The sequence below is a fragment of the Cutibacterium modestum genome (assembly GCF_008326345.1).
Taxonomy (GTDB): Bacteria; Actinomycetota; Actinomycetes; order Propionibacteriales; family Propionibacteriaceae; genus Cutibacterium; species Cutibacterium modestum.
Genome location: NZ_BJEN01000004.1, coordinates 228,050 through 252,223, shown reverse-complemented (window position 1 = coordinate 252,223; position 24,174 = coordinate 228,050). Strand labels below are relative to the sequence as shown.

Genomic DNA, 24,174 nt, shown 5'->3' with positions numbered 1-24,174 from the left:
AGCACACACCTTTCCGACCACCCACAAGTGGCCGCCCTATTCTCGCAGATCGACAACGGGACGTCGCATCATATCGGAGGCCACGGCAAGGCAGGCCTCAATCCACTGGGGCCGGGGAAAGCACCAAACTCCAGAAGACCTTGGGCGCGCTGCCTCACCGCGTCAATCTCATCTGAGGTGATGAGACCTTCGAAATCAACGTCAGCAATGTTGAGGATCTCGTCGAGCATCATCTCCTCGACAGGCTCCAACGGCTGACCGGCCCACCCCCACAGCACCGTTCGGAGCTTGGGATCCGTGTGAAAGACCAAGCCATTATCGACCGCCCACACCTGGGCAGTACCACCGAGATCAGGATCCGGACCGACTAACACATGCCCACCCTTGCGGTCAGCATTGTTCGCAACGGCGTCAAAAAGAGCCAGTGCACGCAGCGCCGGGTGAGGAGAATGCGCAAGCCCAATCTCGCGGTCATCCTCGTCGACCCCCAGCAGAAACCCGTGCCAATGCGGTGGAAGACGCTCAGTGACGTCCGCACGCACCAGAGGATTCTCAACGTCGTCGTCGATCCAACGCTGCATCGACCCAGGCCCTTGCGGCCCATCGTTGACAAGAACCGTCAACGGCACGAGACAGATACCCATCACCTGGGACAAAAGATGTGCCGCCACCTCCCGTCTGGCGAGGGTGCCTGACGGGAAATCATGGAGATGATGCTCATAGGCTACTGGTTTATACACCCACAGTCGAAGGTCAGCATCACACACCAACAACGCACCGTTACTGGAACCAGGCAACGCCCCTTCGACGCGCCATGGAGCTCTCGGCCCGGGAGCAGATGGCAAATTCCAGGGATTTGTCGCGCTCATCACACTAGTGGTCTGCGATAACCATTCGACCGCGGGCACAGGTGGCCTTTGGCCGAGAGAATCTGGTGGGAACAGTATGGGCAGTATTGGCGCCCGGATGCGACGACGACGCGACACCTCGCAACGAACTGGCGGGCTTGGGACGTCGTCATGAGGATTTCCAGAGAATCTGGAGCCGCCTCGGGAAGGGTCGTCAGCAGCATCGCGGGATCATCGATCATAAGTTCGTCATCGCTGACGGCGTACATCTCGACCTCGATGCGCTTGGTTTCATCGTCAAAAGCCATCGCCATCGTTCCAACGGTGAATTCTTCCTCAAGTGGTGCATCGAGAGGATTCAAATCGTCTGGGTTGTCAACTGACGGTGGGACGAATACATCCGCAACGTGAGTGGCAAGACCGTCCAAGATCCTGTCCATTTGGAGGGCAAGCTGGTTGATCTGGACCTTTTCACAACGGACCGTCACGAGCTGGAGCCCCTCACGGACTTGCAGATGAAAAACACGAGCTCCCGGCTGACCCACGGTGCCGACCACCACGCGTTCGGGTCGTTCGAGTCGGAAGGTACGACGAGTCATAGTCCCCACCCTAGCCACGTGATCGAGATGCGTAGGTTGGCTACTGTCTCACTGAGCGTCGCCACCAAGGTGCTGTCCAGCACTCGATGCCACCACAGCAGGCTCGTCGGGGCGCCGTTGGGAAACACGACCTCTGGCAGGTTGTCGACGTCGGCACGCCATCCCGGCTCGTTTGTGAGACCCATCAAGGATCGCCCGGACCAGCTCCCGTAGTCACACTCAACAAGATCCGCATCAATATGGACCGGACATGCCCAACCGGTTTCCTTGATAACCATCTCCGCTGTCTGACGGACATGAGAAACCGGCGAGGGTGCCGTTCGCGTTGGCCTTAGTGCGTCCGCGGCGGATGAGGAGAAGGTGAGCCATGAGGTCTGTATTGCGTAGACCTGGTGTGCAAGAGGAGCGGGCTTGGCTCAACGTCGGCTTGAGGGTCCTCCGTTAGGGTGATCTGGACGAGGAGGATGCACATGCGCATGAGAACCGTCGGGGCCAGCGGCCTCAAGGTGTCTGCCATTGGGCTGGGATCCCTAACATGGGGCGGACAAACCGATGCCCGTGAGGCTCGCTCGATGGTTCGTCGCTTCATTGACGCCGGTGGCAATCTCGTCGATACCGCACCGGCATATGGAGGTGGATTCGCCGAGCAACTCATCGGAAAACTCATTCATACCGACATCAGTCGAGACGACGTCGTCATCGCCACTAAGGCGGGATTCATCGTCGAAGGCAATAAGAGAGTCGTTGATACCTCACGTAGTGCGCTGCTGCGGGACCTCGAAGGGTCCTTGCGCCGTCTTCATACCGATCACGTCGATCTCTGGCAGGTTCATGCCTGGGGAGATGCCCCCATTGAGGAAACCTGCGCGGCACTTGACCACGCCGTGAGATCGGGAATGGCCCGATATGTTGGGGTCTCCAACTTCGTGGGCTGGCAATCCGCCACGGCGGCAACTTGGCAGCGGGTAACCGAAGCACGGACTCCCCTCGTTAGTAACCAAGTGGAGTATTCGTTGCTGGCCCGTCGCGCAGAAATCGAGGTCGCTCCTTCGGCCCAGCACCACGGAATGGGGCTGTTGGCTTGGTCAGCGCTAGGGCGCGGCGTGCTAGGAGGCCGGTATCGACACGGAACTCCGAAGGACTCCCGGGGCGGTTCTGATCGCCTGTCATGGTTCGTGCAGCCTTACCTGACGCGCAAGTCCAGCGCTGTCGTTGAGGCCATTGTGAGGGCAGCTGACGGGCTGAGAGCGACGGTTCCGCAGATCGCGCTGGCATGGGTGCGTGACGCTCCTGTCGTGGCTTCGGCCCTCGTCGGGCCGCGGACCACCTCACAGCTCGAGGAGTTACTCGGGGTTGACGAGGTTGTTCTTCCCAAGGAGATCACCTCAGCCCTCGACGACATCACCGGAGGACCAAACCTCGCCCGCGACGAGGCTTAGGTCGAACAGTTCAGCGCTCCCCGCGTGGCACCCACGGAGTCGATACCGGACCATTGTAGAGCTCGCGAGGACGGGAAATCCTCGTCGATGGATCCTCAAAAACCTCTTTCCAGTGGGCGATCCAGCCGGGCATTCGCCCAATGGCGAACATGACAGTGAACATGTTGAGTGGGATGCCGAGCGCGCGCAGAACGATTCCGGAATAGAAGTCCACGTTGGGGTACAGCCTGCGCTCAATGAAGTAATCGTCAGCCAAGACAGCTTCTTCTAACTCCATGGCGACGTCGAGCAGCGGGTCGGGTTTGTGCATGGTGTCGAGCAGCGGGCCGACGACACTTCGGAAAATTCTCGCTCGGGGGTCCCAATTGCGGTAGACGCGGTGCCCGAAGCCAGAAATCCTCTCCCCTGAGTCCTTGGCCTTCGCCAGGTATTGGCGTGGGGTGAGGCCAGAATCATGGATGCGTTGCAGTGCGAGCACAGCGTTGACATTGGCCCCGCCGTGGCGGTCTCCCCATAGAGCGCATACTCCGGCTGAGCATGAGGTGAAAAGGTTGGCGCCTGAGGACCCAACCATTCGTACCGTCGAGGTCGAACAGTTTTGGCCGTGATCAGCATGCAGCACGAAGAACAGGTTGAGAGCCCTCGCCGCCACCGGATCCGGCTCGTAGTCGCGGTACGGCAGAGAAAACATCATGTGCATGAAGTTTTCGACATATTTGAGGTCATAGCGCGGGTATATTGCTGGTTCCCCAATTGACGCCTTGTAAGAAGCGGCCGCGATCGTCCTTACTTTGGACATGAGCTTGGCCGCCGCGTCAGTGAAGGACTCCTCGTCAGTGATTCGCGGACGGTCGTGGGTGCTCATCGCGTTGATCATCGACGACATGATCGCCATTGGGTGGCCGTTAGGTGGGAAGGCGTTGAAGTGAAGGTTCATCGACCGATGTAAGGCCGAGTACTCGGTCAATCGGTTCCGGAAGTCGTCGCGCTGAGCCTCCGTGGGTAGGTGGCCGAAGATCAATAGCCATGCAGTTTCCACAAAGGAGACGCGTTCCTTAGCCAAGGTCTCGATAGGTAAGCCGCGATAGGTGAGCACTCCTTTTTCGCCGTCGATCCACGAAACCGCCGAGCGACATGACGCTGTGTTGGCGAAGGCCGGATCGAAGGTTGTCACTCCGCCGGTGAGTTGGCGAAGGTTGGAGATGTCGATGACTCGATCGCCGGTGGTTCCTGTCAGGACGGACAAAGTGTATTCTTGGCCGTCCAGGATAAGGGTTGCCGTTGCACCGTTCTCCAGCTTTTGATGTGGGACACTCATCGTCAGGCCTCCTGCAGTATGTGATCGACGACTTTGGCACCGAAAACGAGGGATTCGACGGGAACTCGCTCGTCGACTCCGTGGAAAAGACTGATGAAGTCGAAGTCGGCGGGCAGTCTCAGCGGTGTGCAGCCGTAGCAGTTGATTCGTCGGCCGTCAGGCAAGACCGCGAACCCTTTGGCGTCGGTTCCTGCCGAGTTGAGGTAGGGCAATACGACGGCTCCCGGGTCCTCAGCATCAATGGCCTGGCGAATTGCGTGAACGGCGGCTCCGTTGAAGGGCGCTGCTGTTGCCGGTTTGAGAGAGATCGTTTCGAAGTCGATTCCAGGACCAGCCAATGACTTGATTGTCGAAATCATGTCCTCCTCGGCCCCGGGAATGAATCGGGCGTCAACCTCGGCGCTGGCACGCGTCGGAACGACGTTGACCTTGTACCCCGCCGATAACACCGTTGGGGTGACAGTGTGTGCGCAGCAGGCAGCGACCATGCGCGACAAAGGTCCGATGGGAGACAGACTGGATTCGAGGTCGTCCCGGTCAATCGTCAGACCCCACATGGCAGCGACCTGGTCGAGGAACTCTTCCTGGACTGGGTGATGTAGGTCAGGCCACTGATGGGAGCCGATGCGGGACAGGGCATCAAGCACATGGGTTACGGCGTTATCTGGGTTGCGCATAGACCCATGCCCTGCGCTTCCGGTGACGCTCATCCGGAACCACCACAGACCTTTCTCTGCGGATTGCACGGCGTAGACTCGCTTTCCCTGCGGTGTCGTTAGGGAAAAACCGCCGACCTCGCTGATGGCCTCGGTGACGCCATCAAAGGCCTCTGGATGATTGGCGCCGAGCCATGTTGAGCCGAGGGTCCCTGAGCCTTCCTCATCGGCGAACATGATGAAGCGGATGGGGCGAGACGGCAGCTCACCTCGACGCTGACGAGCCCGGATAGCCGAGAGGACCATCGCTAGAAACCCCTTCATGTCGATGGCTCCCCTGCCCCATACGCAGTCGTCGTGGATCTCGCCGGACAACGGGGGATGGGTCCAGTCAGCGGCCTCGAAGGGGACGGTGTCGCTGTGGCCGTGCAGCAACAAGGCGGGGCGAGTCATGTCGGTACCGTTCGGCGCCCACTCGGCGACCAGGGTGGCACGGCCGGGTTCGGATTCGTGGATGGTCACGTCGACGTCGATGTCGTTGAGGAGTGTGGTTACGTAGTGACACATTTCGATCTCGCCCCGGGCGTCCTGCGGGCCGAAGTTCTGCGAGTCGATCTGGATCATCCGCGAGCAGATATCGATAACCTCGGCCTGCGGGCAATCTGGCCCATCGACAAGGTCCTCGAAGGTCATGCTGAAGAGATCTGACATGTCGCGATTGTGTCACTGGGGAGGGTTGTCATCTGCAATCGGGGCGCTCAATAGACGCTGATTTGCGTTGCGAGTCGAACGCTGACTATAGTTCTGTGCTTGTCCGGTGCGGCGCGGTAGCGCAGGGCCGGTGGCCCGAGTCCGGGTGGCGGAATTGGTAGACGCGCTAGCTTGAGGTGCTAGTGGCCGATTAAGGCTGTGGAGGTTCAAGTCCTCTCTCGGACACTGCGGGATTGGTTCCCGACCAGGTATTCTTGGTCGGGAATTTTTCGTATTGCAAGGTGGGATTGTCCAGGGGTTGTCGGAGTGCTGTTGCTCTCGCCGGTTAAGCATCTTGTCCTTGGTTGCTAGCAGCGTACGTCAGTACAAGGTGGAGCGATGCTTGGCACCTGGTCTGATCAAGCCCGGGTGTGCTGGGGCAAGGTGGGCGAATCTGGACGATGGCTACTTGTTGTCCAGCACCTCGAGGATTCCACCGGAATCATGGCCGGGCTGTGGCAGTTCCAGCCATCAGGTCCCTGTTATTCGAGTGGGTTGAGAGGCGAGGAGACAGCCCGGGCATTTGAAGGCTTCATAGCCGGAAAATACGACGCCGGCAAGATCAGTTTGCAGTTCGCGCACTAAGCGCGTCGGCCCCGCTGCAGTGGAGCCATAACGAGGTATCTGTGCGATCAGATGGTGCGCAAGGGATCCATTATCAAGACCCCCGAAACACCGATTCTTCACGGAGCCGTTGGGACAAATCCATGTCGCGGACTGGTTGAGGTCGTGTCATGCTCGTCCGCGAGACCCGCACAGGGTCGTCGCCTTCGTCGTCGGTAGTCATCATGGGACCAATCCCACCCTCGGCGGCATTATCGATGTCCACCACGCACTCGCAGATGGGGACTCGCTATGGCCGGTCACCCACGATGATGAGGCCTTTAACGCCGTGGCCGCCTACACTGGTATCGACAAGTTCCTACCAAGGTGGGTGTCAGCCCCGATGCCGATCCAGATTCAAGTGCCCACGAAAACGCTTGTCACCGTCACCGAAGGGATCGCCAGCTCGGAATCGCTGTTCCCTTAAAACATACCCGAGAACATACCCGGCCACCGACGACCGGGAAGGCGAGGCCGTCATCTGTCCGCACCTTCCCCTCTCCGGCGCCTTACCGGTCGTGAGATGGACGCAGACCAGATGTTTGCCCCTGTCGTTGCGTGAACGAATCCTCATCAAGCAAGGTAAAGATTAGCAGGTCGATACTCGGCACATCCCGGCCCGATTGGGCCGTGCCTCACCGGCGTCAGTCAGAGAAACCGGGCACCATTCGCGGTATCCATCGCACGATCGATGCCACGTTCGATCCGTATCGGCCAGGGTAGCTGACAGTCCAGTCGTGAACATGGCGGTCGTACCGGTCCGAGCAAACAGCACAGTGGTCGCATCAGAAACACACCAGTCACCAATCAGCAGGCCACTTGGGTTCGCCGGCTGTCACAGGGCTGATCTCAGGTCAGTCTCGGCGCACATTGAGATGCTGGCGTATTCGGAGAGTGAATTCGTTGAAAGGATCACTCTCATGCCACGTGTGCCGGAGTGCTCCCCGGAGTTAAGAAGAACGAGCCGTTGGGATGGTGTTGGAGTCCGAGAGGGAATCTGCATCGGACTGCTACGATCAACTCCGTCGCGGAATACCTGGAATCGGTTTGCCTGAACGGCTGGGCAGGTAAGTGTGCCAGGCCGGGATCAACCAAGGCTCTCAGCCGGGGACAGCGTCGCAGCCAGCTGAGTTGAAGCGATTGCACAAGGAGTTACGCGGAGCTTCGCAGAACGAACAAGATTTTGAAGGCAGCTTTGGCTTTCTTTACCGCAGAGCTCCACCGCCCACATAGCTCGTCACCCCCTCGACCCTCACGACCACCGGTTCGGGAGCGAGCTAATCTGTCGCGTGCCGTCCGAGCACAGCTGCACGATCACCACAAGTACTTGCTATGAACACCGCGATCGTCGTCAAATCAGCAGACACCGCGCTAGTCACTTACAAAAGCAGAACCAGTTCCTCACCAGGCTCGGGGCACGGAAGAGGTGGCTGTCCCTGCGCGAGCAAAGCTATGATGCTGCTCGCTGCAAGATCGAACGCCTCTACCGATCTCAAAGCTGGCAGGGGGCCACGGCGTCGAAAGTCCAAGCCCGTACCCTCTGACGAGGACACCAAGACCCGCTGACAGCGGCAGCAGGCAGTTCTGGGCGGCACGTCCGGATCGACTCTGGGCTACCGATTTCACCTCTATCTCGACGTAGTCAGGGACGGTTTACATCGCGTTCGTCGTCGACGCGTTCCTCCGCCGCATTGTGGACCAGGGGGCCACCACACGGGTAGCCACCCCGCTCACATTGGACGCCCTGAAGCATGCCCTCTGGATCCGCGACCACGATCGATCACCTGGGGGTGTCCAGTTGGTTGTGTGCCGGGTTGTCATGGTTGGTGAGGGGACATGGTGGTGTCTGTGGCTTGTACATGGTTGACTTCGATGTGGGGTTGCTGGGTTTGGTGAGGTGTTTTGAGCGTGGGGGGCTTGGGGTGGGTTGGTTGCGAGGAGTGGTTGTGGCGAGGTTGAGCCGACTGGTGGTGGCCTGGCAGAACCGGCCGCTGAGTGGTGCCTGGGCATCTACGTGGATGAGGTCTAGGGCGGTGGATAGTGCTGTGGGCGTGGGCATGGACGGTGTCTAGCTTGTGCTGGGAGTCTGGGGACGAAAGTAGGTAGCGAGGGTCTCGTACTGGGCTCACGTGTGCACTGAACTTGTCAAACCAGGTGTAGGTGAATGTCTTGATCGTCGGCCGTGGTGGGTTGCCGGACGCGACCTGGCGAGAATCTCTCGTAGAGACGTGGGGTCTATCGGGTCTAGGTTGCGACACGGTTCATGGCTTGCGGTAACCGCGAAGCCGTCTCGTCACGCCTCAAAGCGATTTACACCGCAACTGACAACGACACGGGCATAGAAGCACCCAGAAGATTCACCGAACCCCCCAACGGGCCAAAAGCCTCTCCCCACTAGTGCAATGCAGGAGAATACCCGAGGTAAGAAAATACTCGAGGCTAATTCATCCGGCTTCTAGTATTCCCACTCACGCTACAGCGGGTGATCTCTGCGGCTAACGCGGTCAGATTGTCGAAGTTATCAACCACGCAAAGTTTCGTAAAGCCGTCTCTCGTTTCCCTACGGATGACTCCGACTGAAACTCCTGTAGCTGGCGACCTGTAACCTCGAAAACAAACGCGCGAGTGAACGCGATAAGGGCACAAAACAAGAACAACCTGTTCCTGCCCGCGGACGCATATGTAGGCCCCACTACAGACCGTCACATCAACCGTCAGAATATCGCTAAGCAGCTTAATGACGACCATCGCGAAGCCAAGATAACTACACACCAGGCGTTGTCGACGTCGAGGACGCACATCCTCCCAGACGCGAATTATCTCCACGCGCGAATACCCAGACTTGCGGATCAGTGGACACTAGCGAACCCCACGGATCCTATCGTGTGTGACGTTCGAAGCGTTCGTCTTCAGGGATGAGGCGACGCAACCGACGCAAAGGAGCATCTTGATGTCATTCCCACGCAAACTCAGCTCACTGGCAATTGCCAGCACCATGGCAGTGACCGGCGTCATGGCAACCCCTGCCCTTGCCACCACCGACACCAGACCACAGCCGGCCGCAGCAGCACCCGCTACCCATCAAGTCCAGAAGTCGAGCGGCTATTTCAAAACCACCGACAAGCTCGGAACCAAACTTTTCTACCGCAAGGACATCGTCCCCAACGCCAAGGGCGCTATCGTTCTGGTTCACGGGCTTATGGAGAACTCTTCTAACTACGAGTATCTGACCAAGAGCCTCACCAACGCCGGCTATAGCGTCTACCGCTTCGATAACCGTTGCCATGGTCGCAGCGCTGCCCCGTACGTCAACAACGCCATTCCGCGCGGTCAGTTTGACGACTGGTGGAACATCGAGTCCGACATACACCAGATGGTTGGCACCGCCCACAAAGAGAACGCCCATAAGAAAGTGTTTCTGTTGGGCCACTCCATGGGTGGCATCGCCGTCCAGTCCTACGGAATCATGTATCCCGGCTCCGTCGCCGGGATCGTCTCAACAGGTGGTGGAACCTTCGCCAACATCGATGGTCCGGACACCGAGGGAGTCACCACCATCACCCCCGATAACCTGAACTTCCTTGCCCGCCACGCCCTACCGCAAATCAGCCAGCTCCTGCCGATGGCACAGCTAACCAGTTTCAACGGACGTCTCATCAAGGCAGCCGTCAAAGATCCTAAGAGCATCCGGATGCCATCGGGACCGCTGTCCGCCTACATCATCCTGCCCGGCTACCCTGGCTACGGTCTGTGTTCCGACCCCGCGGTCCGCTTCGACCACTGGCACCGCGACCCGCTGTACAACCATTACATGCGTCTCGGACTCGTTGAGCAGATGGGTGTTGCCGAGGTCTACAACGTCATGAACGCCCACGAGTTCAACGCACCGACCCTCATAATGCATGGCGAAAATGACGGCCTCGTTCCGAGCTACTTCGACGTCAACTGGTACAACGCCATCAACTCGAAGGACAAGAAGATCATTCAGTGGCACGGCCTTATGCACGAGATCTTCAATGAGCCCACCAAGGACCAGGTCATCAAAACTGCCGTCGACTGGATCGATGCCCACAACAAGTAAGCTGACCCGGTCGGCTCTCACCTGAGGCTGCATTCCACGATCAATCGTGGGATGCAGCCCTGCCCTCCGCACCCGTTCAGCTCGCCCCAGGGCCCAAGGTTTCCAACAAACGAACCAACAACGCCGTTCTGGCACATCACTTTCGAGTTAAATCCCGAGGCGGACTTGGGTAAACCAGTAGAATATCACCATGTCCCGGACTGATCAGCGGCCCTGGGACTAACGAAAGGAGCAACTCGTGGGCCTGAGCGATAAGATTAACAGCAAGAGCAACGAGCTCATCGGTGCTGCCAAGGAGAAGATCGGTGACCTCACCGACAACGACGATCTCAAAGGCAAGGGTGCCGATCAGAAGGCCAGCGGCAAGGTGGATCAGAAGGTCGAGGACGTCAAGGACAAGGCGACTGACCTTAAACACGGTGCCCAATCTGTCACTGACAAACTGAAGAACTGATCAACGTCGGGCCGGACACCTGGTGTCCGGCCCGCTTCATGCCATGACAGTACAGTCACAACGCCGCTTCGACACCGCCATTGGTGAATTAGAAATAACAGCCACTACCAATGGCCTCAGCCGGCTCGCCTTCGTCAAGACGGAGACAGATCCTTCGCCGCTATTACCGCCGCTTTCCGTCCCGCATGCTTACCGCAGCCGCGACGTCATCTCTCGTGCCATCGCACAGATCACCGAGTACTTATCAGGATCACGAACCTCATTCGCCGTACCACTGGATCTTTCGGCGACGACGGACTTCCAACGCACTGTGCTGACCAGTTTGCTGACAGTGCCCTATGGGCACACTGTCAGCTACCGCCAACTAGCGAGCATCATCGAACACCCGAATGCGTCTCGCGCAGTCGGCCACGCCTGTGCGTCAAACCCTCTGCCCATCCTCATCCCGTGCCACCGAGTGCTACGCAGTAATGGCCAGCTAGGCGGCTATCTCGGTGGCTCTCACCTCAAGCACATTCTGCTAAACCTAGAGAACCATCACCTCCGGTTTTCTGCCAGTGTGACCGACCAGGTGCCGTCGAGGCAACAGGCTGCCATGCCAAGTTGTTCGAGGACGGTTAACGCAGCCGAGCACTGAGCAATAGGCACCCCGGCCAACGCCGCTAACTCATCCAGCCCGCACGATCCATGAGCGGGGAGCGCCTCGTGAACAGCCAGCTCAGTGGCGTCCAGGATGTCGGTCGGCAGGCTGCGCCCGGCTGGTCTTTCCGGTTCTGGGGCGAGTTCCCCGACAAGGCCTCGGACGTCATCAGCATCGCGCACCAGGATCGCCTCACCATCACGGATCAGCTTATTCGTTCCCGTCGATCGACTTGATGTCACTGGCCCGGGGACAGCCATGACAGCACTTCCTAGCGCATTGGCCCAGGACGCGGTATTGATAGCTCCCGACCGCCATCCAGCTTCCACGACGACGGTTCCGGTCGTGAGTGCCGCGATAAGTCGATCCCGGGCTAGAAATCCGGGGCGCGTCGGGTGGCGGCCCGGTGGGAGTTCCGAGATGAGGGCACCTGTTTCTGCGATCTTCTCCAGCACCGCGGTATTACCGCGAGGGTAAAAAGTGTCGAGTCCACACGCGAGGACGCCAATCGTGTTTCCGCGTGCGGACAGCGCCCCACGGTGGGCCGCAACATCGATGCCGAACGCGCCCCCAGAGACGACAGTATGACTCCCCGTTCCGTCACCCCGTACCAGGTGGTGGGCCATCTCTGCGGCGACGTCCTGGCCATAGCTGCTCGCTGATCGGCATCCCACAATGGCCACCGATCGCTGTGAGATATCGGCGAGGTGAGCAGGCCCAATGGCCCACAGTCCCAGGGGGATTCCGCCCATTCCGGACTTCCCTACCCACGTGAGGCGGTCGAGACTCGTGGGCCATTCCTCATCCCCTGGAATGAGAAACCTCATCGCGGCCTGTTCCGACCGTTCCACGAGCCGATCGACGTCGAGCGATGTAGCTCGTGCGTGCCATCGTTCGCCGGAATCGGTAAGCACCTGCCACCACACGGCCTCAGCGGTTGTCTCGCATAAGCGTTGTGCCGTCGTGACATTCCCGGGCTCGACCACCGCCGTCAGAGCGGCACGCGCCAGTCTCTCGTCAGTCCACATCATCGCAATCTTCCTCGTCGCATCCCCATGGCCTCCGCCACACATGCCTTGTCCACCTCGTTCTTGCCCTCGAGGTCGGCCACCGTCCACGCGATTCTTAGAACTTTGTCGACGCCTCGCGCCGTAAGCCGTCCAGTCATCAAGGCATCTTCGATAATGTGGGTGGCGTCGTTGGCCGGTAACATCTGCCGTAAGACCTTTCCTGGCACCTCGGCATTGCACCGCCACGGTGCTTCCTGCCATCGGGCAGCAGCACGCTCACGGGCTTGCACAACTCGGTCGTGCACTACTGCACTAGATTCCCCAGCTGGCAGAGCTGATGCATCGAGCAGATGGGCCGACGTCAGCGGTCGCATCCGCACTGTGACGTCCACCCGGTCAAGGATCGGTCCAGAAAGCCGACCGGAGTACCGGCGCACCTGTTGAGGAGTACACGTGCATCGCCCTGATGGGTCATCGGCCAACCCACACGGGCACGGGTTGAGTGCCATGACGAGCTGAAACCGGGCCGGAAACGTTGTGTGTGCCTGAGAACGTCCGATGACGATCTCTCCGGTCTCCAGCGGTCCACGCAGCGAATCCAGCACCTTCGGCGCGAACTCTGGAGCCTCGTCGAGAAACAACACTCCCCGATGCGCCAGCGAGATCGCGCCAGGCTGGGCAATACGTGCTCCCCCACCAACCATTGCAGCCATCGACACGGAATGATGGGGTTGGGCTAGTGGAGGCCTAGTCATAAGTCTCCCGGCCCCTCGACCGGCTAAAGAATGCAACGCGGTGACTTCGAGAGCATCACGGTGATCAAGTTGGGGAAGAATCCCAGGTAATCGTCGCGCCAACATGGATTTCCCGCAGCCAGGAGCGCCACGCAGCAGAATGTGGTGACGCCCAGCCGCCGCTACTTCGAGGGCTCGGCGCGCCTCGTGCTGGCCGATAACCTCCGCCAGATCTCCTATCCCGGGATCCATGTCGGCAGGCTCCACAACCGGGTCGTCAGCAGGCAACACTGGACGACCGTGCAACACGTCGACGACGTCGCCAAGATGGCCGACTGGCCAGACCGTTAGCCCCTCAACGAGACGGGCCTCATCCCGTTGGCTCATCGGCACGACTGCCCGCTCAAACCCTGCCTCCCGCGCCGCTAGCAACGCTGGCAGCACACCGCGCACGGGCCGTATTCGGCCGTCCAGCCCAAGTTCTCCTATCAGAACTGTTGATCCCAAAAGAGTCTGTGGGACCTTTTTGTCAGCAGCCAACGTCGCAGCAGCGATAGCCAGATCAAAATGTGTTCCGGCCTTCGGTAAACCAGCCGGGGTGAGGTTGATCGTCAGGACATTACTAGGCCATGACAATCCCGTCGCGCAGAGGGCTGCTCGGCATCGGTCTCGGGCTTCGTGAAGGGCCGCGCCTGGCAGACCAACAAGCACGGTGCGCGGCAGTCCGGAGGAGATTGCAGCCTCCACCTCGACCATGGAGCCTTGCATCCCCACCAACGCGACCGACCACGCGCTTGCCCCGGTCACCGGATGCCTCGCACATGAGTAACGTCTGGCTCAGCACCCGGGCGAACCATGACGCCGATGGCGTCGATCCGCACTGAGTGGACCCCCTCGTCCTGATCGACCAACCACGCCAATGCTAGTTCGTGAAGCTTACGGGCCTTGGCCGTCGTAATGGATTCCAGCGGGTCCCCGAATCCAGTGCCTGACCTCGCCTTCACCTCGATAAAGACGACGGTTTGGCCGTCACGGGCGATGAGGTCAATCTCCCCCACATCACACACCCAGTTACGCGCAATAATCGTCCATCCCAGGGACTCCACATGCGTAGCGGCAAGATCCTCGCCCCACGCTCCAAACGCGGATCTGCCACCACGACGCCCACGCAACGCGGCTCCACGCGGGGTTGTCAGCTCTGCCGACAATGGCTTAGGTGTCATCGTTCACCACCTCCGACAACAGTTGTCGTCGCAGAGTGTGTGATTATTCAGTTATCCACAGATCAATGTTTGGGAATCGTGAACCCATAAGTTGTCCACAGGGTCTCGACCCGTCAAGGGATGCGACCTTGACGCTACTTAGACGGCACCTCGTCGAAGTCAGGGTGCACGATCTCCTCGATGGACACATCGCGGAAGGTAAGGATCTTGGCGCTCTTGACGAACCTCGACGGCCGGTACATGTCCCACACCCAGGCGTCCGCCATAGACACCTCGTAGTAGACATCGCCTCCCTCGGTACGAACCTTGAGGTCAACGACGTTACACAGGTAGAACCGTCTCTCGGTTTCTACGGCATATTTGAAAATCCCGACGACATCCTTGTATTCGCGGTAGAGTTCAAGCTCCATCCGGTTCTCGTACTGCTCCAGATCTTCGGCACTCATGATGTACGAAGCCTAGCCGCTCGTTGCACATTGGCGTAGCTCATCCGGTGTTGACAAGACGGTCCTAACTCCTCCAAGCGTCGCCTGTGCAAGGCAGTCGCGTATCCCTTGTGCACCGCGAAATCGTAACCAGGGACTTCCCTGTCCATAGCGATCATGATGCGGTCCCTAACCACCTTGGCCACGATAGAGGCTGCAGCCACACACGCACACACTGAATCGCCCTTCCACATTCCCAAATCGGGGACCGTCAATCCATCGACCGGGAAACCGTCCGACAGCACGTATCCCGGTTCAATTCCCAGCCTTGCCACGGCACGTCTCAGGCCGCTGATATCTGCCTCCTGCATCCCCAACCGATCGCACTCATCGGCTTCTACACGTACCCAAGACACTGCAAGAGCCTTATTTATAATGACGTCAAACAGAGCCTCTCTCTTGGCCGCTGACAGTGTCTTGGAATCTGCTAGCCCCGTAATTCTGCCGGACCTGCGATCGTCAAGGATGACAGCTGCTGCTACTAATGGCCCTGCACACGCGCCCCGACCTGCCTCGTCGCATCCGGCCACAGGCCCCAGACCGGCCCTCGTCAGGGCCCGTTCATGGCCCATCGGCCCCGGTCCGACTCGCACCGTCACCGGCAGCCTCACTTAAGAGAGCACGTGTCACCGACGCAGATGCGCGCCCTGTCTGGAGCTGACGATGACCTATCTGGGATTCCTTGGAACGTGTCGGGAGTCCCTAGACCGTCAATACGGTTGAGTGGCATGAGAATCGCCTTTGCCGGCCCGACAACGTCATCAAGCGGCACGAATCCAGGAGCCCCCGTGTACTCGCCAGGATCCAGGTCTTGAATGTGGTAACGCGAATCGCCTGAGTCATTACGGTGGTCCCCCATAACGAACATCCGCCCCTTAGGAACAGTGACCCGGAATTCTATCATCGAAGGTTGAACCATCTCGCCATTTTCGGAGTACAGATATGACCGCTCATCGAGAGCCTTACCGTTGACTGTCACCTGCCCCTTGACGTTGCAGCAGGCGACGGTGTCGCCGGGCATACCGATTACTCGCTTGATGAGGTAGTTGGAGCTCGTGTTAGGCAGTAAACCGACGAATTCAAGGACCTGTCCTGGGACAGAGCGGTGGTCCTGGGCAGGAGGTAGCCAATGCTCGGTGTCTTTGAACACGACGACGTCACCACGATGGAAATCCGCAGCTTTCACGGCGAACACCCGGTCGCCGACCTGCAAGGTATTTTGCATGGATTTCGAGGGGATGACGAACATCTGACCAACGAAAGCACGCAGCACAGCGGAGATGATGAGAGCACCCACGATGATAAGGACAATTTCGATGGCCCCTGACCTGAAGCGCTGCCACCCAGACGCTTGTTCCCCACTTGCACTGTCAGACTTCTTAGTGTCGCCGTCTGCGGCCCGCTGCGCCTGGTAGTCATCCGCCACGGCAAAACCTCTCCCTCATCCCTATGGGAACTTCCCGTCGGGTGCCACCTTGCAGTGTAACCAACCCGAAAAACAGGCTGCATGTGGCACGCTTGCCCGCGGACGTAAGCCGAGGCATACAAAAACGGGGCTTCGTCATAGCGAAACCCCGTTGCCGCAAAACGGACGTCAGCGAGCTGCGCCCTTCTCCTTGATCTTGGCAGCCTTGCCGCGCAGGCCGCGCAGGTAGTACAGCTTGGCGCGACGAACGGCACCGTGGCGATCAACCTCAATCTTGTCAATGATCGGGGAATGCAGCGGGAAGGTACGCTCGACACCGGTCCCGAAACTCAGTTTACGAACAGTGAACGACTCCTGGACGCCACCACCAGTACGCGAGATGACGGTCCCAGCAAAAACCTGCACACGGGTGCGGCTTCCCTCAACGACCTTAACGTGGACCTTCACCGAGTCACCCGGACGGAACTCGGGAATATCGTCGCGCATCGAGGCCTTGTCGATCTCATCGATGATGTTGCTCATGGTGTTTCCTCGCCGGTGCCACAGGTCACCTGGTGCTCGTGTTCAAAAGATGCCGTTCCCCGAGCCCCAGACAGTCCCCCTGTGACAGGAGCCGGACACGGACAACACCGCGACATTTTTCCATACCCATGCCCCTGACACAAAATCCATCCCGGGCCCGCAATTACCTAGTGCCGCACAACACGACCGGGCTCCGGCGCCATAAGGTGTCGGAGCCCGGGTGGTCGACAACGTAAGGCAGGACTCAGTCGTCCTTGCCGTCGTGCTTAAACAGCGAGGCGATAAGGTCGCGGTTAAGCTGACTGATGGACTCCAGCGGAATGCCCTTCGGGCACACCGAGGCACACTCACCGATGTTGGTGCAGCCACCAAATCCCTCAGCGTCGTTCTGAGCAGCCATCGCCTTGACGCGGCGCATCCGCTCCGGCTGACCCTGCGGGAGCATGGCCAGGTGAGTGATCTTCGCCGAGGTGAACAGCATTGAAGAGCCGTTCGGGCAGGCCGCCACGCAGGCGCCACAACCGATGCAGGTAGCGGCGTCAAAGGAGCGGTCAGAACGCTTCTTGTTGACCTGGACGGCGTGAGCGTCTGGGGCAGCACCAGTGTTCACCGAGACATAGCCGCCAGCCTGGATGACACGGTCAAGGGCCGAGCGATCCACGATGAGATCACGCAGGATCGGGAAGGCTCCCGACTTCCAAGGCTCAATCGTGATGGTCGAACCATCGGCGAAGGAGCGCATATGCAACTGGCAGGTGGTGGTACGCACCGGCTGGGCAACACCCATGCCACCGTGCGGCACACCGTTGATGACGACGCCACACTGGCCACAGATGCCCTCGCGGCAGTCTGAATCGAAGGCGACGGGCTCCTCACCCTGAGCGGTGAGATTCTCGTTGAGCATGTCCAGCATTTCGAGGAAAGACATATCACCGGAGACACCGTCAAGGGTGTACTCGACGAGGCGGCCTTGATCCTTGGAATTGCACTGGCGCCAGACTCGCAGGTTGATCTTCACTTGTAGCTCCTCTGCTTGACCTGGATGGACTTGTAGACCAGCGGCTCCTTGTGCAAGGTCGGCTTATGTCCTTCGCCAGCCCACTCCCAGGCAGCAACGTACTGGTACTCATCATCGTGACGCAGGGCCTCACCCTCTTCGGTCTGAGACTCGGCGCGGAAGTGACCACCACAAGACTCGCGACGGTGTAGAGCGTCAATGCACATCAGTTCACCGAGCTCCAGGAAGTCAGCGAGACGGCCAGCGCGCTCGAGGGTCTGGTTGAGCTCCTCGTTGACGCCAGTGACCTTGACGTTGGTCCAGAATTCATTGCGCAAATGACGGATGAGACCGATCGCCTTAACGAGACCGGCCTCGTTGCGCTCCATACCGCAGTACTCCCACATGATGTGGCCGAGTTCTTTGTGGATCGAGTCGACGGTACGAGTTCCGTTAATCGTCAGCAGCCTGTTGACGCGGCTTTCGACAGCCTGACGGGCCTCGACCGCGGCCGGATGCTTCTCGTCGACCTTGCCGAACTTCGGAGAGTCCGCCAGGTAGTCGGTGATGGTGTTGGGCAACACCCAGTAGCCATCAGCTAGGCCCTGCATCAAGGCCGAAGCACCGAGCCGGTTGGCACCATGATCGGAGAAGTTAGCCTCACCGCAGACGAACAGACCTGGGATCGTCGACTGCAGGTCATAATCAACCCACAGACCACCCATGGTGTAATGCACCGCCGGGTAGATACGCATCGGAACCTCGTACGGGTTCTCGTCGGTAATCCGCTGGTACATGTCGAAGAGGTTGCCGTACTTCTTTTCGACGGCGTCCTTACCCATACGCTGGATGGCCTCGGAGAAATCGAGGTACACGCCACGGGCACGCATGTGCTCGGTGCCGTCCGAGTCGACCTCGCGAACCTTCGGGCCCACGCCGCGGCCCTCGTCACAACGGTACTTAGCCTGACGCGATGCGATGTCACGCGGAACCAGGTTGCCGAAGGATGGGTAGATGCGTTCCAGGTAGTAGTCGCGATCTTCTTCGGGGATGTCGCGAGGATCCTTTTCGCAGTCCTCTGCGCGCTTCGGCACCCAGATACGGCCGTCATTACGCAGCGATTCCGACATCAGGGTCAGCTTCGACTGGTTCTCGCCATGCACCGGGATGCAGGTCGGGTGAATCTGGGTGTAGCACGGGTTGCCGAAGTAGGCACCCTTACGGTGCGCACGCCACGACGCAGTGACATTGCAACCCATGGCGTTGGTCGACAGGAAGAAGACGTTGCCGTAACCACCGGTAGCCAGAACGACGGCATCGCCGAACCACTCTTCAATCTTGCCGGTGACCATGTCACGAGTCACGATGCCGCGAGCACGACCGTCGGCGACGATGAGCTCGACCATCTCATGACGGGTGTGCATGTGCACTGTGCCAGCGTGGACCTGACGCTCGAGAGCCTGGTAGGCACCAATGAGCAACTGTTGACCAGTTTGGCCGCGAGCGTAAAAAGTGCGCTGCACCTGGACGCCACCGAAGGAACGGTTATCGAGAAGACCACCATACTCACGGGCAAACGGAACACCCTGGGCGACGCATTGGTCGATGATGTTCGCGCTGACCGTGGCCAGTCGGTAAACGTTCGTCTCACGGGAGCGGTAGTCGCCGCCCTTGACGGTGTCGTAGAACAGACGGTAAATCGAATCACCGTCGTTCTTGTAGTTCTTCGCGGCGTTAATTCCGCCCTGGGCCGCGATCGAGTGGGCGCGACGCGGAGAGTCCTGGTAGCAGAAGTTCTCGACGCGGTAACCAGCCTCACCGAGAGTTGCGGCGGCGGCACCACCAGCTAGGCCGGTACCGACGATGATGACGGTCATCTTGCGGCGGTTAGCCGGGTTGACCAGACGAGAAGTGAACTGACGATCAGTCCAGATCTTCTCGATCGGGAGATCGTGGTTGGCCTTCGTGTCGTGGATCTCATCGCCGGTCGTCCAGTACTGGTCGGCGAGAGCGGCGTCGTTATTGGATGCAACAGTTGCAGTCATCAGGAGATCACCCCGAACAGGATCAGGAAGGGAGGAGTCATGAAACCCACGAGAATCACGATGGCGACGATCCAGGAGCACACGCGCAGTACAGCGCGAGCGGTGCCAGAGACGTTGACACCAAGGGTCGCGAAAGCGCTCCAGAAACCGTGAGAGACGTGCATGCACACGGCGATCATGGCGATGAGATAGATGAGCACGAACCACCAGTGACTGAAGGCCGTAAGCACCATCCCTGCACGTCCAGCCGCGTCGGTGGGAGGGTTGTTGAGTAACTCAGGGCTGATGGTGAACTGCAGCAGATGAAGGATGAGGAACAGGAAGATGATCCAGCCGCCCCAGAACATCGTGCGCGCAGCATAGGTGTTCTCCGGCGAAAGATTCTTCTTAACGGAGTAACGGCCAGCACCACCAGTCCCAATATTGCGCTGCTTGTTGACGCGGATCGCCGACCAAATATGCAGCACGATCGCCAGCAACATGAAGATCCGGAAAATCCACAGGAAAGAGTCACCTGGCAGGATCGGGTTAAGAATCGTACGAAGGAAGCCGGCGTAACGGTTGAAGTCCTCGTTGCTAGCAAGCAACTTCAAGTTGCCGAACATGTGCATGAGCAGGAAGAGGATCAAGATCAGTCCGGTGACGGCCATAAGGGCCTTCGCCGCGACAGTTGATCGCACCGCTCTCTGATGAGTAGTAAGTGTTGTAGTCGCCACAGAGCAAAGACTAGCCAATTCGCAGTCCTTTTGCGCCGCCGCCCCCTGGGTTTTTGAAAACTTCCCCCAACGCTTAGTTCACTAGGGTTTAATTCCCTATTAATGCAACGCTTTCGGTTCGAATTTAATTGATTAGAAGCGTTTCAATGACGAATGCCGGAGCCGAAATCCCCCAGGTCAGGACGCCGCTCACGAGTCAGGCGGGCTGACTCATCGCGACGCCACTTCGCGATTCGGCCATGATGGCCACTCATAAGGACCTCGGGGACGTCGAAGCCCCGCCACGAGACCGGTCGAGTAAATAGTGGGTACTCCAGCATCCCCTCCTGCCCGGCCGAGAATGACTCTTCCGCTAAAGATCCCGGGTTGCCCATGAAGCCGGGCACCAGCCGAACCACAGCCTCGGTGATAGCCAGAGCAGCTACCTCTCCTCCATTGAGCACATAGTCTCCGAGACTCACCTCGTGAGCGGTCCACATCGACCGCGCATAGTCGATCACGCGATGGTCGATCCCCTCATACCGTCCGCAGCAAAACACGATCCGCTCAACCGACGACAGCTCCTGAGCAGCAGACTGAGTAAATGGCGCACCTGACGGGGTAGGGAACATCACATGAACCGACAAATCCGGCTCGGTGCCGATAATGTCGTCGAAAGCTTCACCCCACGGGTTAGGTTTCATAACCATGCCAGCACCACCGCCACACGGGGTGTCGTCCACGGTACGATGGCGATCATGGGTCCAATCCCGCAGATCGTGGGCGTGCATCTCCACCAGACCATTAACGGCCGCTTTACCCAGTAGGGAGATATCAAGGACGTCGAAGTACGCCGGAAAGATCGACAGGTAATCCAGCCTCATCGTCACCTCGCCTCTTCGGCGTTCGGATCAAGCAGGCCAGGAACACTACTGACGACGATCCTCCCAGACGCCACATCGACAGTAGGAACGAGCTGATGGACGAATGGCACCAAACACTCTTCCCCGCCGACGTCAATCACGAGTACATCTTGGGCCGGCATATGAAGCACATCTTTCACAGTCCCGCGGGTGCTACCAGATTCGTCAACCACTGTCAGCCCACGCAACCGACGATCCCAGAATTCGTCAGGGTCGTCCGGGTCCTCATCAGCCTCAACGTCAACGACAAGAACGGATCCACGTAAACCCTCTGCCCCATTACGATTACTCACCTCGTCAAAAGCAACAATGAGGCTGCCCTTGGCCCACCGGGACCGCACGACCGTCAGATCATCACGCCTGGCCCCCTCAACACGCACCGTGGCACCTACTCCGAACCTCTCATCTGGTTCGTCAGTACGTACCTCAACGACCACGTCGCCTCGCAGACCGTGGGCACGACCCACCCGCCCGACGACGACCTCCACCGTTGCCAACTGTTCCACTGTGACTCCTGAAGACTAATGAGGTTAGACAAGATAGCGCCAGACACAGCGTATGGGCCGTGACCCCGCCCAAGCGGGGCCACGGCCCATACTGTCGCATTGGCAGTTCAGTGACGACGGCCACGGTGGTCGGAACCCCGTCCCGAACCACGACGATCGATGTCAACAAAGTCGATCCTGATCTGCTCGTCACCGGCTAGGGCATCAATGACCGTGCGCAGCGAAGAGGCTGTACGGCCCTGACGACCGATAACCTTGCCGATGTCGGAGGGATTGACGCGCACCTCAAGCATCCGACCGCGTCGCAGGTCCTTCTCCCGGACACGGACATCGTCAGGATTGACGACGATACTGGAGACGAGGTGCTCCAGGGCGTCGGCAAGCACGATCAGGCCTCAGCCTTCTCGCCAGCGCCCTCCTCAGCTGCGGGCTCCCCGGACTTCTTGGTGATGGCCTCGCGCGGGGCCTCGTCAGCCTCGGCCAGGGCAGCGTTAAACAGGTCATCCTTGTTAGGACGTTCGGGCTGCGGGATCACTCCGGAGGGCGAGGTATCGCCAGTGAACTTCTGCCAATCACCGGTGCGCTTCAGCAAAGCAACAACAGCTTCAGTCGGCTGGGCTCCGACGCCAAGCCAGTACTGCACACGCTCGGAGTCGATCTCGATGACCGACGGATCAGCCTTGGGATGGTACTGGCCAATCTCCTCGATAGCACGACCGTCGCGCTTAGTGCGCGAGTCCATGACGACGACGCGGTAGTGCGGAGTACGGATCTTGCCGAGACGCTTCAGACGAATTTTGGTAGCCACGTGTGTGGTAACTCCTGTAATGAGACGCCCGGGACGAAACCCGGGAAGTTGCGGGTGAGCGCGGACACGACGTGGGGACATCGCCCCCGAACTCGGGTGGAACTATCCGCCGATAAGAGAGGGCATCGAACGGACAGAAACTCTCGGTATTATGCCACAGATATGCAGATGGTGCGAGCCGGAACGGATGTCATCGGATAACTACTCGTCCTCTCAGCAAGATGTAGATGGGAGATTCCAACACCCCAACGTCGACCCTCGGATCACGGTCTAGGACGAGGAGGTCAGCAGAGTCGCCAATATCCAGTTGCTCACCACCCAGCCACACACGAGCTCGCCAGGACGCCGCCCCCAATGCCATCTCCGCGCCCCCTACGGCAGCCAGCAACCGGACCTCGGAAGCGATGAGGCCGTGTTTAATGGTGCCGCCGGCGTCAGTACCGGCGTAAATCGGCACTCCAGCGTCACAGGCCTTGGCAATCGTTTCACGACGGTGAGCATGGAGGTGACGCATATGAGCGGCATACGTCGGGAACTTGCCGTCGGCCTGAGCGGCGATGGAGGGGAAGGTCTCAATGTTGATCAACGTCGGGACGAGTCCGACCCCACGCTCGGCCATCGTGGCGATCGTCTCGTCGGTGAGTCCAGTGCCGTGCTCGATACAGTCGATACCGGCGTCAACGAGTTGTGCGGGGGCTTCCTCGGAAAAACAGTGCGCAGTGACGCGGGCACCAAGCTTATGGGCATGATCGATGGCGGCCTTTGCGATGTCTGTAGGCCACAGTGGGGCGAGATCCCCTTCGTCGCGATCGATCCAGTCGCCAACGAGTTTAACCCAACCGTCACCGGAGCGAGCTTGACGGTCGACCTCGGCAACAAGGTCTTCCGAATCCACCTCGGCTGCGTAATTACGGATGTAGCGCTTGGGGCGAGCAATGTGGCGTCCGGCACGAATAACCCGTGGGAGGTCGTCGCGGTCGTCGATCCAATGAGTGTCACTCGGGGATCCGGCATCGCGGATGAGAAGGGTGCCCGTCCTCGTTTCGATCCGGGCCTGTTCCTCGGCAGTCTGCTCGTCGACGGCGCCGTGAGTATCGAGGCCAATGTGGTTATGGGCGTCAACCAAACCGGGAATGATCCAACAGCCGTCGGCCAAAGTCCGGGCGCCCGGGAGTGGCCCTTGCACGAGGACTCCATCGTGAACCCACAGTTCACGTTCTTCCCCATCGGGGAGTACAACCCCCCGGATACGCAAGTCTTCGGCGGGAGCGGTTTGGGCTTCCGGGAATACGTGGGTGTGAGTCCATCCGTCGTGGGTGTGGGTGTGAAACAGCGGCTGGGGGTCCTCGGTCATGGCCCCATCGTGTCACGAGGTCGCGGGAGACGTAATGTCAAACCCACGACCTCGTGAC

At 59.4% G+C, this 24,174-nt stretch carries 25 protein-coding genes, 1 tRNA gene and 2 pseudogenes; 8 read left to right on the top strand and 20 right to left on the bottom strand.

Going from position 1 to position 24,174, the window contains the following annotated elements:
- Positions 1–68 precede the first annotated feature (68 nt).
- From F1563_RS12785 to F1563_RS12775, 3 genes are read right to left on the bottom strand one after another with little or no spacing between them, the layout of a single operon-like run.
- Complete coding sequence (locus F1563_RS12785; protein WP_081414853.1) at positions 69–869, bottom strand: SCO1664 family protein; 801 nt, start codon at positions 867–869, stop codon at positions 69–71.
- On the bottom strand, positions 869–1,447 hold the full coding sequence (locus F1563_RS12780; protein ID WP_002527219.1) for a DUF3090 domain-containing protein: 579 nt from the start codon (positions 1,445–1,447) through the stop codon (positions 869–871). Before F1563_RS12780 ends, F1563_RS12785 begins: the two co-directional genes overlap by 1 nt.
- Complete coding sequence (locus F1563_RS12775; protein WP_227432023.1) at positions 1,444–1,827, bottom strand: histidine phosphatase family protein; 384 nt, start codon at positions 1,825–1,827, stop codon at positions 1,444–1,446. Before F1563_RS12775 ends, F1563_RS12780 begins: the two co-directional genes overlap by 4 nt.
- 84 nt (positions 1,828–1,911) lie before the next feature.
- Between F1563_RS12775 and F1563_RS12770 the strand changes: the two genes are divergently transcribed.
- Entirely contained in the window at positions 1,912–2,886 is a 975-nt protein-coding gene (locus F1563_RS12770) for an aldo/keto reductase (protein ID WP_002527217.1), read from the top strand.
- A gap of 10 nt (positions 2,887–2,896) precedes the next feature.
- On the opposite strand, the gene F1563_RS12765 is transcribed toward F1563_RS12770, so the two are convergent.
- The gene (locus F1563_RS12765) at positions 2,897–4,204 is read right to left on the bottom strand and encodes a citrate synthase (protein WP_002527216.1); all 1,308 of its coding nucleotides are present in this window, start codon (positions 4,202–4,204) and stop codon (positions 2,897–2,899) included.
- Between the two features lie 2 nt (positions 4,205–4,206).
- On the bottom strand, positions 4,207–5,571 hold the full coding sequence (locus tag F1563_RS12760; protein ID WP_002527215.1) for a M20/M25/M40 family metallo-hydrolase: 1,365 nt from the start codon (positions 5,569–5,571) through the stop codon (positions 4,207–4,209).
- 139 nt (positions 5,572–5,710) lie between these two features.
- Between F1563_RS12760 and F1563_RS12755 the strand changes: the two genes are divergently transcribed.
- The 6 genes and pseudogenes from F1563_RS12755 (at position 5,711) to F1563_RS12720 (ending at position 11,311) form a co-directional block, all read left to right on the top strand.
- Positions 5,711–5,796: transfer RNA gene (locus F1563_RS12755), tRNA-Leu, on the top strand.
- 153 nt (positions 5,797–5,949) lie between these two features.
- Positions 5,950–6,195 carry an HD domain-containing protein gene (locus F1563_RS12750; protein WP_002527214.1) on the top strand — a complete coding sequence of 82 codons (246 nt, stop codon included), beginning with the start codon at positions 5,950–5,952 and terminating at the stop codon, positions 6,193–6,195.
- A 109-nt stretch (positions 6,196–6,304) separates the two neighbouring features.
- The gene (locus F1563_RS12745) at positions 6,305–6,640 is read left to right on the top strand and encodes an HD domain-containing protein (protein ID WP_002527213.1); all 336 of its coding nucleotides are present in this window, start codon (positions 6,305–6,307) and stop codon (positions 6,638–6,640) included.
- 2,523 nt (positions 6,641–9,163) lie between these two features.
- On the top strand, positions 9,164–10,294 hold the full coding sequence (locus F1563_RS12730; RefSeq protein ID WP_036958270.1) for an alpha/beta fold hydrolase: 1,131 nt from the start codon (positions 9,164–9,166) through the stop codon (positions 10,292–10,294).
- Positions 10,295–10,532: 238 nt separating this feature from the next.
- Positions 10,533–10,748, top strand: coding sequence for a CsbD family protein (locus F1563_RS12725; protein WP_002527206.1), 216 nt, complete (start codon positions 10,533–10,535; stop codon positions 10,746–10,748).
- 22 nt (positions 10,749–10,770) lie between these two features.
- Positions 10,771–11,311: pseudogene (locus F1563_RS12720) on the top strand (methylated-DNA--[protein]-cysteine S-methyltransferase).
- On the opposite strand, the gene dprA reads toward F1563_RS12720, so the two are convergent.
- From dprA to rplS, 7 genes are all read right to left on the bottom strand, one after another.
- The gene (dprA, locus tag F1563_RS12715) at positions 11,286–12,419 is read right to left on the bottom strand and encodes a DNA-processing protein DprA (protein WP_002527204.1); all 1,134 of its coding nucleotides are present in this window, start codon (positions 12,417–12,419) and stop codon (positions 11,286–11,288) included. The pseudogene F1563_RS12720 and the gene dprA overlap by 26 nt on opposite strands.
- Entirely contained in the window at positions 12,416–13,939 is a 1,524-nt protein-coding gene (locus F1563_RS12710) for a YifB family Mg chelatase-like AAA ATPase (RefSeq protein WP_002527203.1), read from the bottom strand. Before F1563_RS12710 ends, dprA begins: the two co-directional genes overlap by 4 nt.
- Positions 13,936–14,355: a YraN family protein gene (locus F1563_RS12705; RefSeq protein WP_036958269.1), complete on the bottom strand. Its 420-nt coding sequence runs from the start codon at positions 14,353–14,355 to the stop codon at positions 13,936–13,938. The genes F1563_RS12710 and F1563_RS12705 overlap by 4 nt, the downstream gene beginning before the upstream one ends.
- A 134-nt stretch (positions 14,356–14,489) precedes the next feature.
- Positions 14,490–14,801 (bottom strand): DUF2469 domain-containing protein, encoded by a 312-nt coding sequence (locus tag F1563_RS12700; protein WP_002514239.1) that lies wholly within the window; start codon positions 14,799–14,801, stop codon positions 14,490–14,492.
- Entirely contained in the window at positions 14,798–15,439 is a 642-nt protein-coding gene (locus tag F1563_RS12695) for a ribonuclease HII (RefSeq protein WP_172623714.1), read from the bottom strand. Before F1563_RS12695 ends, F1563_RS12700 begins: the two co-directional genes overlap by 4 nt.
- An 8-nt stretch (positions 15,440–15,447) precedes the next feature.
- Positions 15,448–16,266 (bottom strand): signal peptidase I, encoded by an 819-nt coding sequence (lepB, locus tag F1563_RS12690; protein WP_002527200.1) that lies wholly within the window; start codon positions 16,264–16,266, stop codon positions 15,448–15,450.
- A gap of 168 nt (positions 16,267–16,434) precedes the next feature.
- On the bottom strand, positions 16,435–16,788 hold the full coding sequence (rplS, locus tag F1563_RS12685; protein ID WP_002527199.1) for a 50S ribosomal protein L19: 354 nt from the start codon (positions 16,786–16,788) through the stop codon (positions 16,435–16,437).
- Positions 16,789–16,837: 49 nt separating this feature from the next.
- Between rplS and F1563_RS14490 the strand changes: the two are divergent.
- Positions 16,838–17,024, top strand: a pseudogene (locus F1563_RS14490) (hypothetical protein).
- 8 nt (positions 17,025–17,032) lie between these two features.
- Here F1563_RS14490 and F1563_RS12675 read toward each other — a convergent pair.
- From F1563_RS12675 to F1563_RS12635, 8 genes are all read right to left on the bottom strand, one after another.
- Positions 17,033–17,806, bottom strand: coding sequence for a succinate dehydrogenase/fumarate reductase iron-sulfur subunit (locus tag F1563_RS12675; protein WP_002527198.1), 774 nt, complete (start codon positions 17,804–17,806; stop codon positions 17,033–17,035).
- Positions 17,803–19,830: a fumarate reductase/succinate dehydrogenase flavoprotein subunit gene (locus F1563_RS12670; protein ID WP_002527197.1), complete on the bottom strand. Its 2,028-nt coding sequence runs from the start codon at positions 19,828–19,830 to the stop codon at positions 17,803–17,805. The genes F1563_RS12675 and F1563_RS12670 overlap by 4 nt, the downstream gene beginning before the upstream one ends.
- The gene (locus F1563_RS12665) at positions 19,830–20,510 is read right to left on the bottom strand and encodes a succinate dehydrogenase cytochrome b subunit (RefSeq protein ID WP_081414852.1); all 681 of its coding nucleotides are present in this window, start codon (positions 20,508–20,510) and stop codon (positions 19,830–19,832) included. The genes F1563_RS12670 and F1563_RS12665 overlap by 1 nt, the downstream gene beginning before the upstream one ends.
- Positions 20,511–20,689: 179 nt before the next feature.
- Positions 20,690–21,409 (bottom strand): tRNA (guanosine(37)-N1)-methyltransferase TrmD, encoded by a 720-nt coding sequence (trmD, locus tag F1563_RS12660; RefSeq protein WP_002527195.1) that lies wholly within the window; start codon positions 21,407–21,409, stop codon positions 20,690–20,692.
- 2 nt (positions 21,410–21,411) lie between these two features.
- Complete coding sequence (gene rimM / locus F1563_RS12655) at positions 21,412–21,954, bottom strand: ribosome maturation factor RimM (RefSeq protein ID WP_002527194.1); 543 nt, start codon at positions 21,952–21,954, stop codon at positions 21,412–21,414.
- 107 nt (positions 21,955–22,061) lie between these two features.
- The gene (locus F1563_RS12650) at positions 22,062–22,340 is read right to left on the bottom strand and encodes an RNA-binding protein (RefSeq protein WP_002527193.1); all 279 of its coding nucleotides are present in this window, start codon (positions 22,338–22,340) and stop codon (positions 22,062–22,064) included.
- Between the two features lie 2 nt (positions 22,341–22,342).
- Positions 22,343–22,762 (bottom strand): 30S ribosomal protein S16, encoded by a 420-nt coding sequence (rpsP, locus tag F1563_RS12645; RefSeq protein WP_002527192.1) that lies wholly within the window; start codon positions 22,760–22,762, stop codon positions 22,343–22,345.
- A gap of 190 nt (positions 22,763–22,952) precedes the next feature.
- A complete protein-coding gene (locus F1563_RS12635; protein ID WP_002527190.1) occupies positions 22,953–24,116 on the bottom strand; it encodes an amidohydrolase family protein in 1,164 nt (387 codons plus the stop codon).
- Positions 24,117–24,174 lie beyond the last annotated feature (58 nt).

Excerpts from the sequence above, each read along its gene's own strand:
- F1563_RS12785 (WP_081414853.1), bottom strand. The coding sequence starts at position 869 with ATGAGCGCGACAAATCCCTGGAATTTGCCATCTGCTCCCGGGCCGAGA.
- F1563_RS12780 (WP_002527219.1), bottom strand. The coding sequence starts at position 1,447 with ATGACTCGTCGTACCTTCCGACTCGAACGACCCGAACGCGTGGTGGTC.
- F1563_RS12770 (WP_002527217.1), top strand. The coding sequence starts at position 1,912 with ATGCACATGCGCATGAGAACCGTCGGGGCCAGCGGCCTCAAGGTGTCT.
- F1563_RS12765 (WP_002527216.1), bottom strand. The coding sequence starts at position 4,204 with ATGAGTGTCCCACATCAAAAGCTGGAGAACGGTGCAACGGCAACCCTT.
- F1563_RS12760 (WP_002527215.1), bottom strand. The coding sequence starts at position 5,571 with ATGTCAGATCTCTTCAGCATGACCTTCGAGGACCTTGTCGATGGGCCA.
- F1563_RS12750 (WP_002527214.1), top strand. The coding sequence starts at position 5,950 with ATGCTTGGCACCTGGTCTGATCAAGCCCGGGTGTGCTGGGGCAAGGTG.
- F1563_RS12730 (WP_036958270.1), top strand. The coding sequence starts at position 9,164 with ATGTCATTCCCACGCAAACTCAGCTCACTGGCAATTGCCAGCACCATG.
- dprA (WP_002527204.1), bottom strand. The coding sequence starts at position 12,419 with ATGATGTGGACTGACGAGAGACTGGCGCGTGCCGCTCTGACGGCGGTG.
- F1563_RS12705 (WP_036958269.1), bottom strand. The coding sequence starts at position 14,355 with ATGACACCTAAGCCATTGTCGGCAGAGCTGACAACCCCGCGTGGAGCC.
- F1563_RS12700 (WP_002514239.1), bottom strand. The coding sequence starts at position 14,801 with ATGAGTGCCGAAGATCTGGAGCAGTACGAGAACCGGATGGAGCTTGAA.
- rplS (WP_002527199.1), bottom strand. The coding sequence starts at position 16,788 with ATGAGCAACATCATCGATGAGATCGACAAGGCCTCGATGCGCGACGAT.
- F1563_RS12670 (WP_002527197.1), bottom strand. The coding sequence starts at position 19,830 with ATGACTGCAACTGTTGCATCCAATAACGACGCCGCTCTCGCCGACCAG.
- trmD (WP_002527195.1), bottom strand. The coding sequence starts at position 21,409 with ATGAGGCTGGATTACCTGTCGATCTTTCCGGCGTACTTCGACGTCCTT.
- F1563_RS12635 (WP_002527190.1), bottom strand. The coding sequence starts at position 24,116 with ATGACCGAGGACCCCCAGCCGCTGTTTCACACCCACACCCACGACGGA.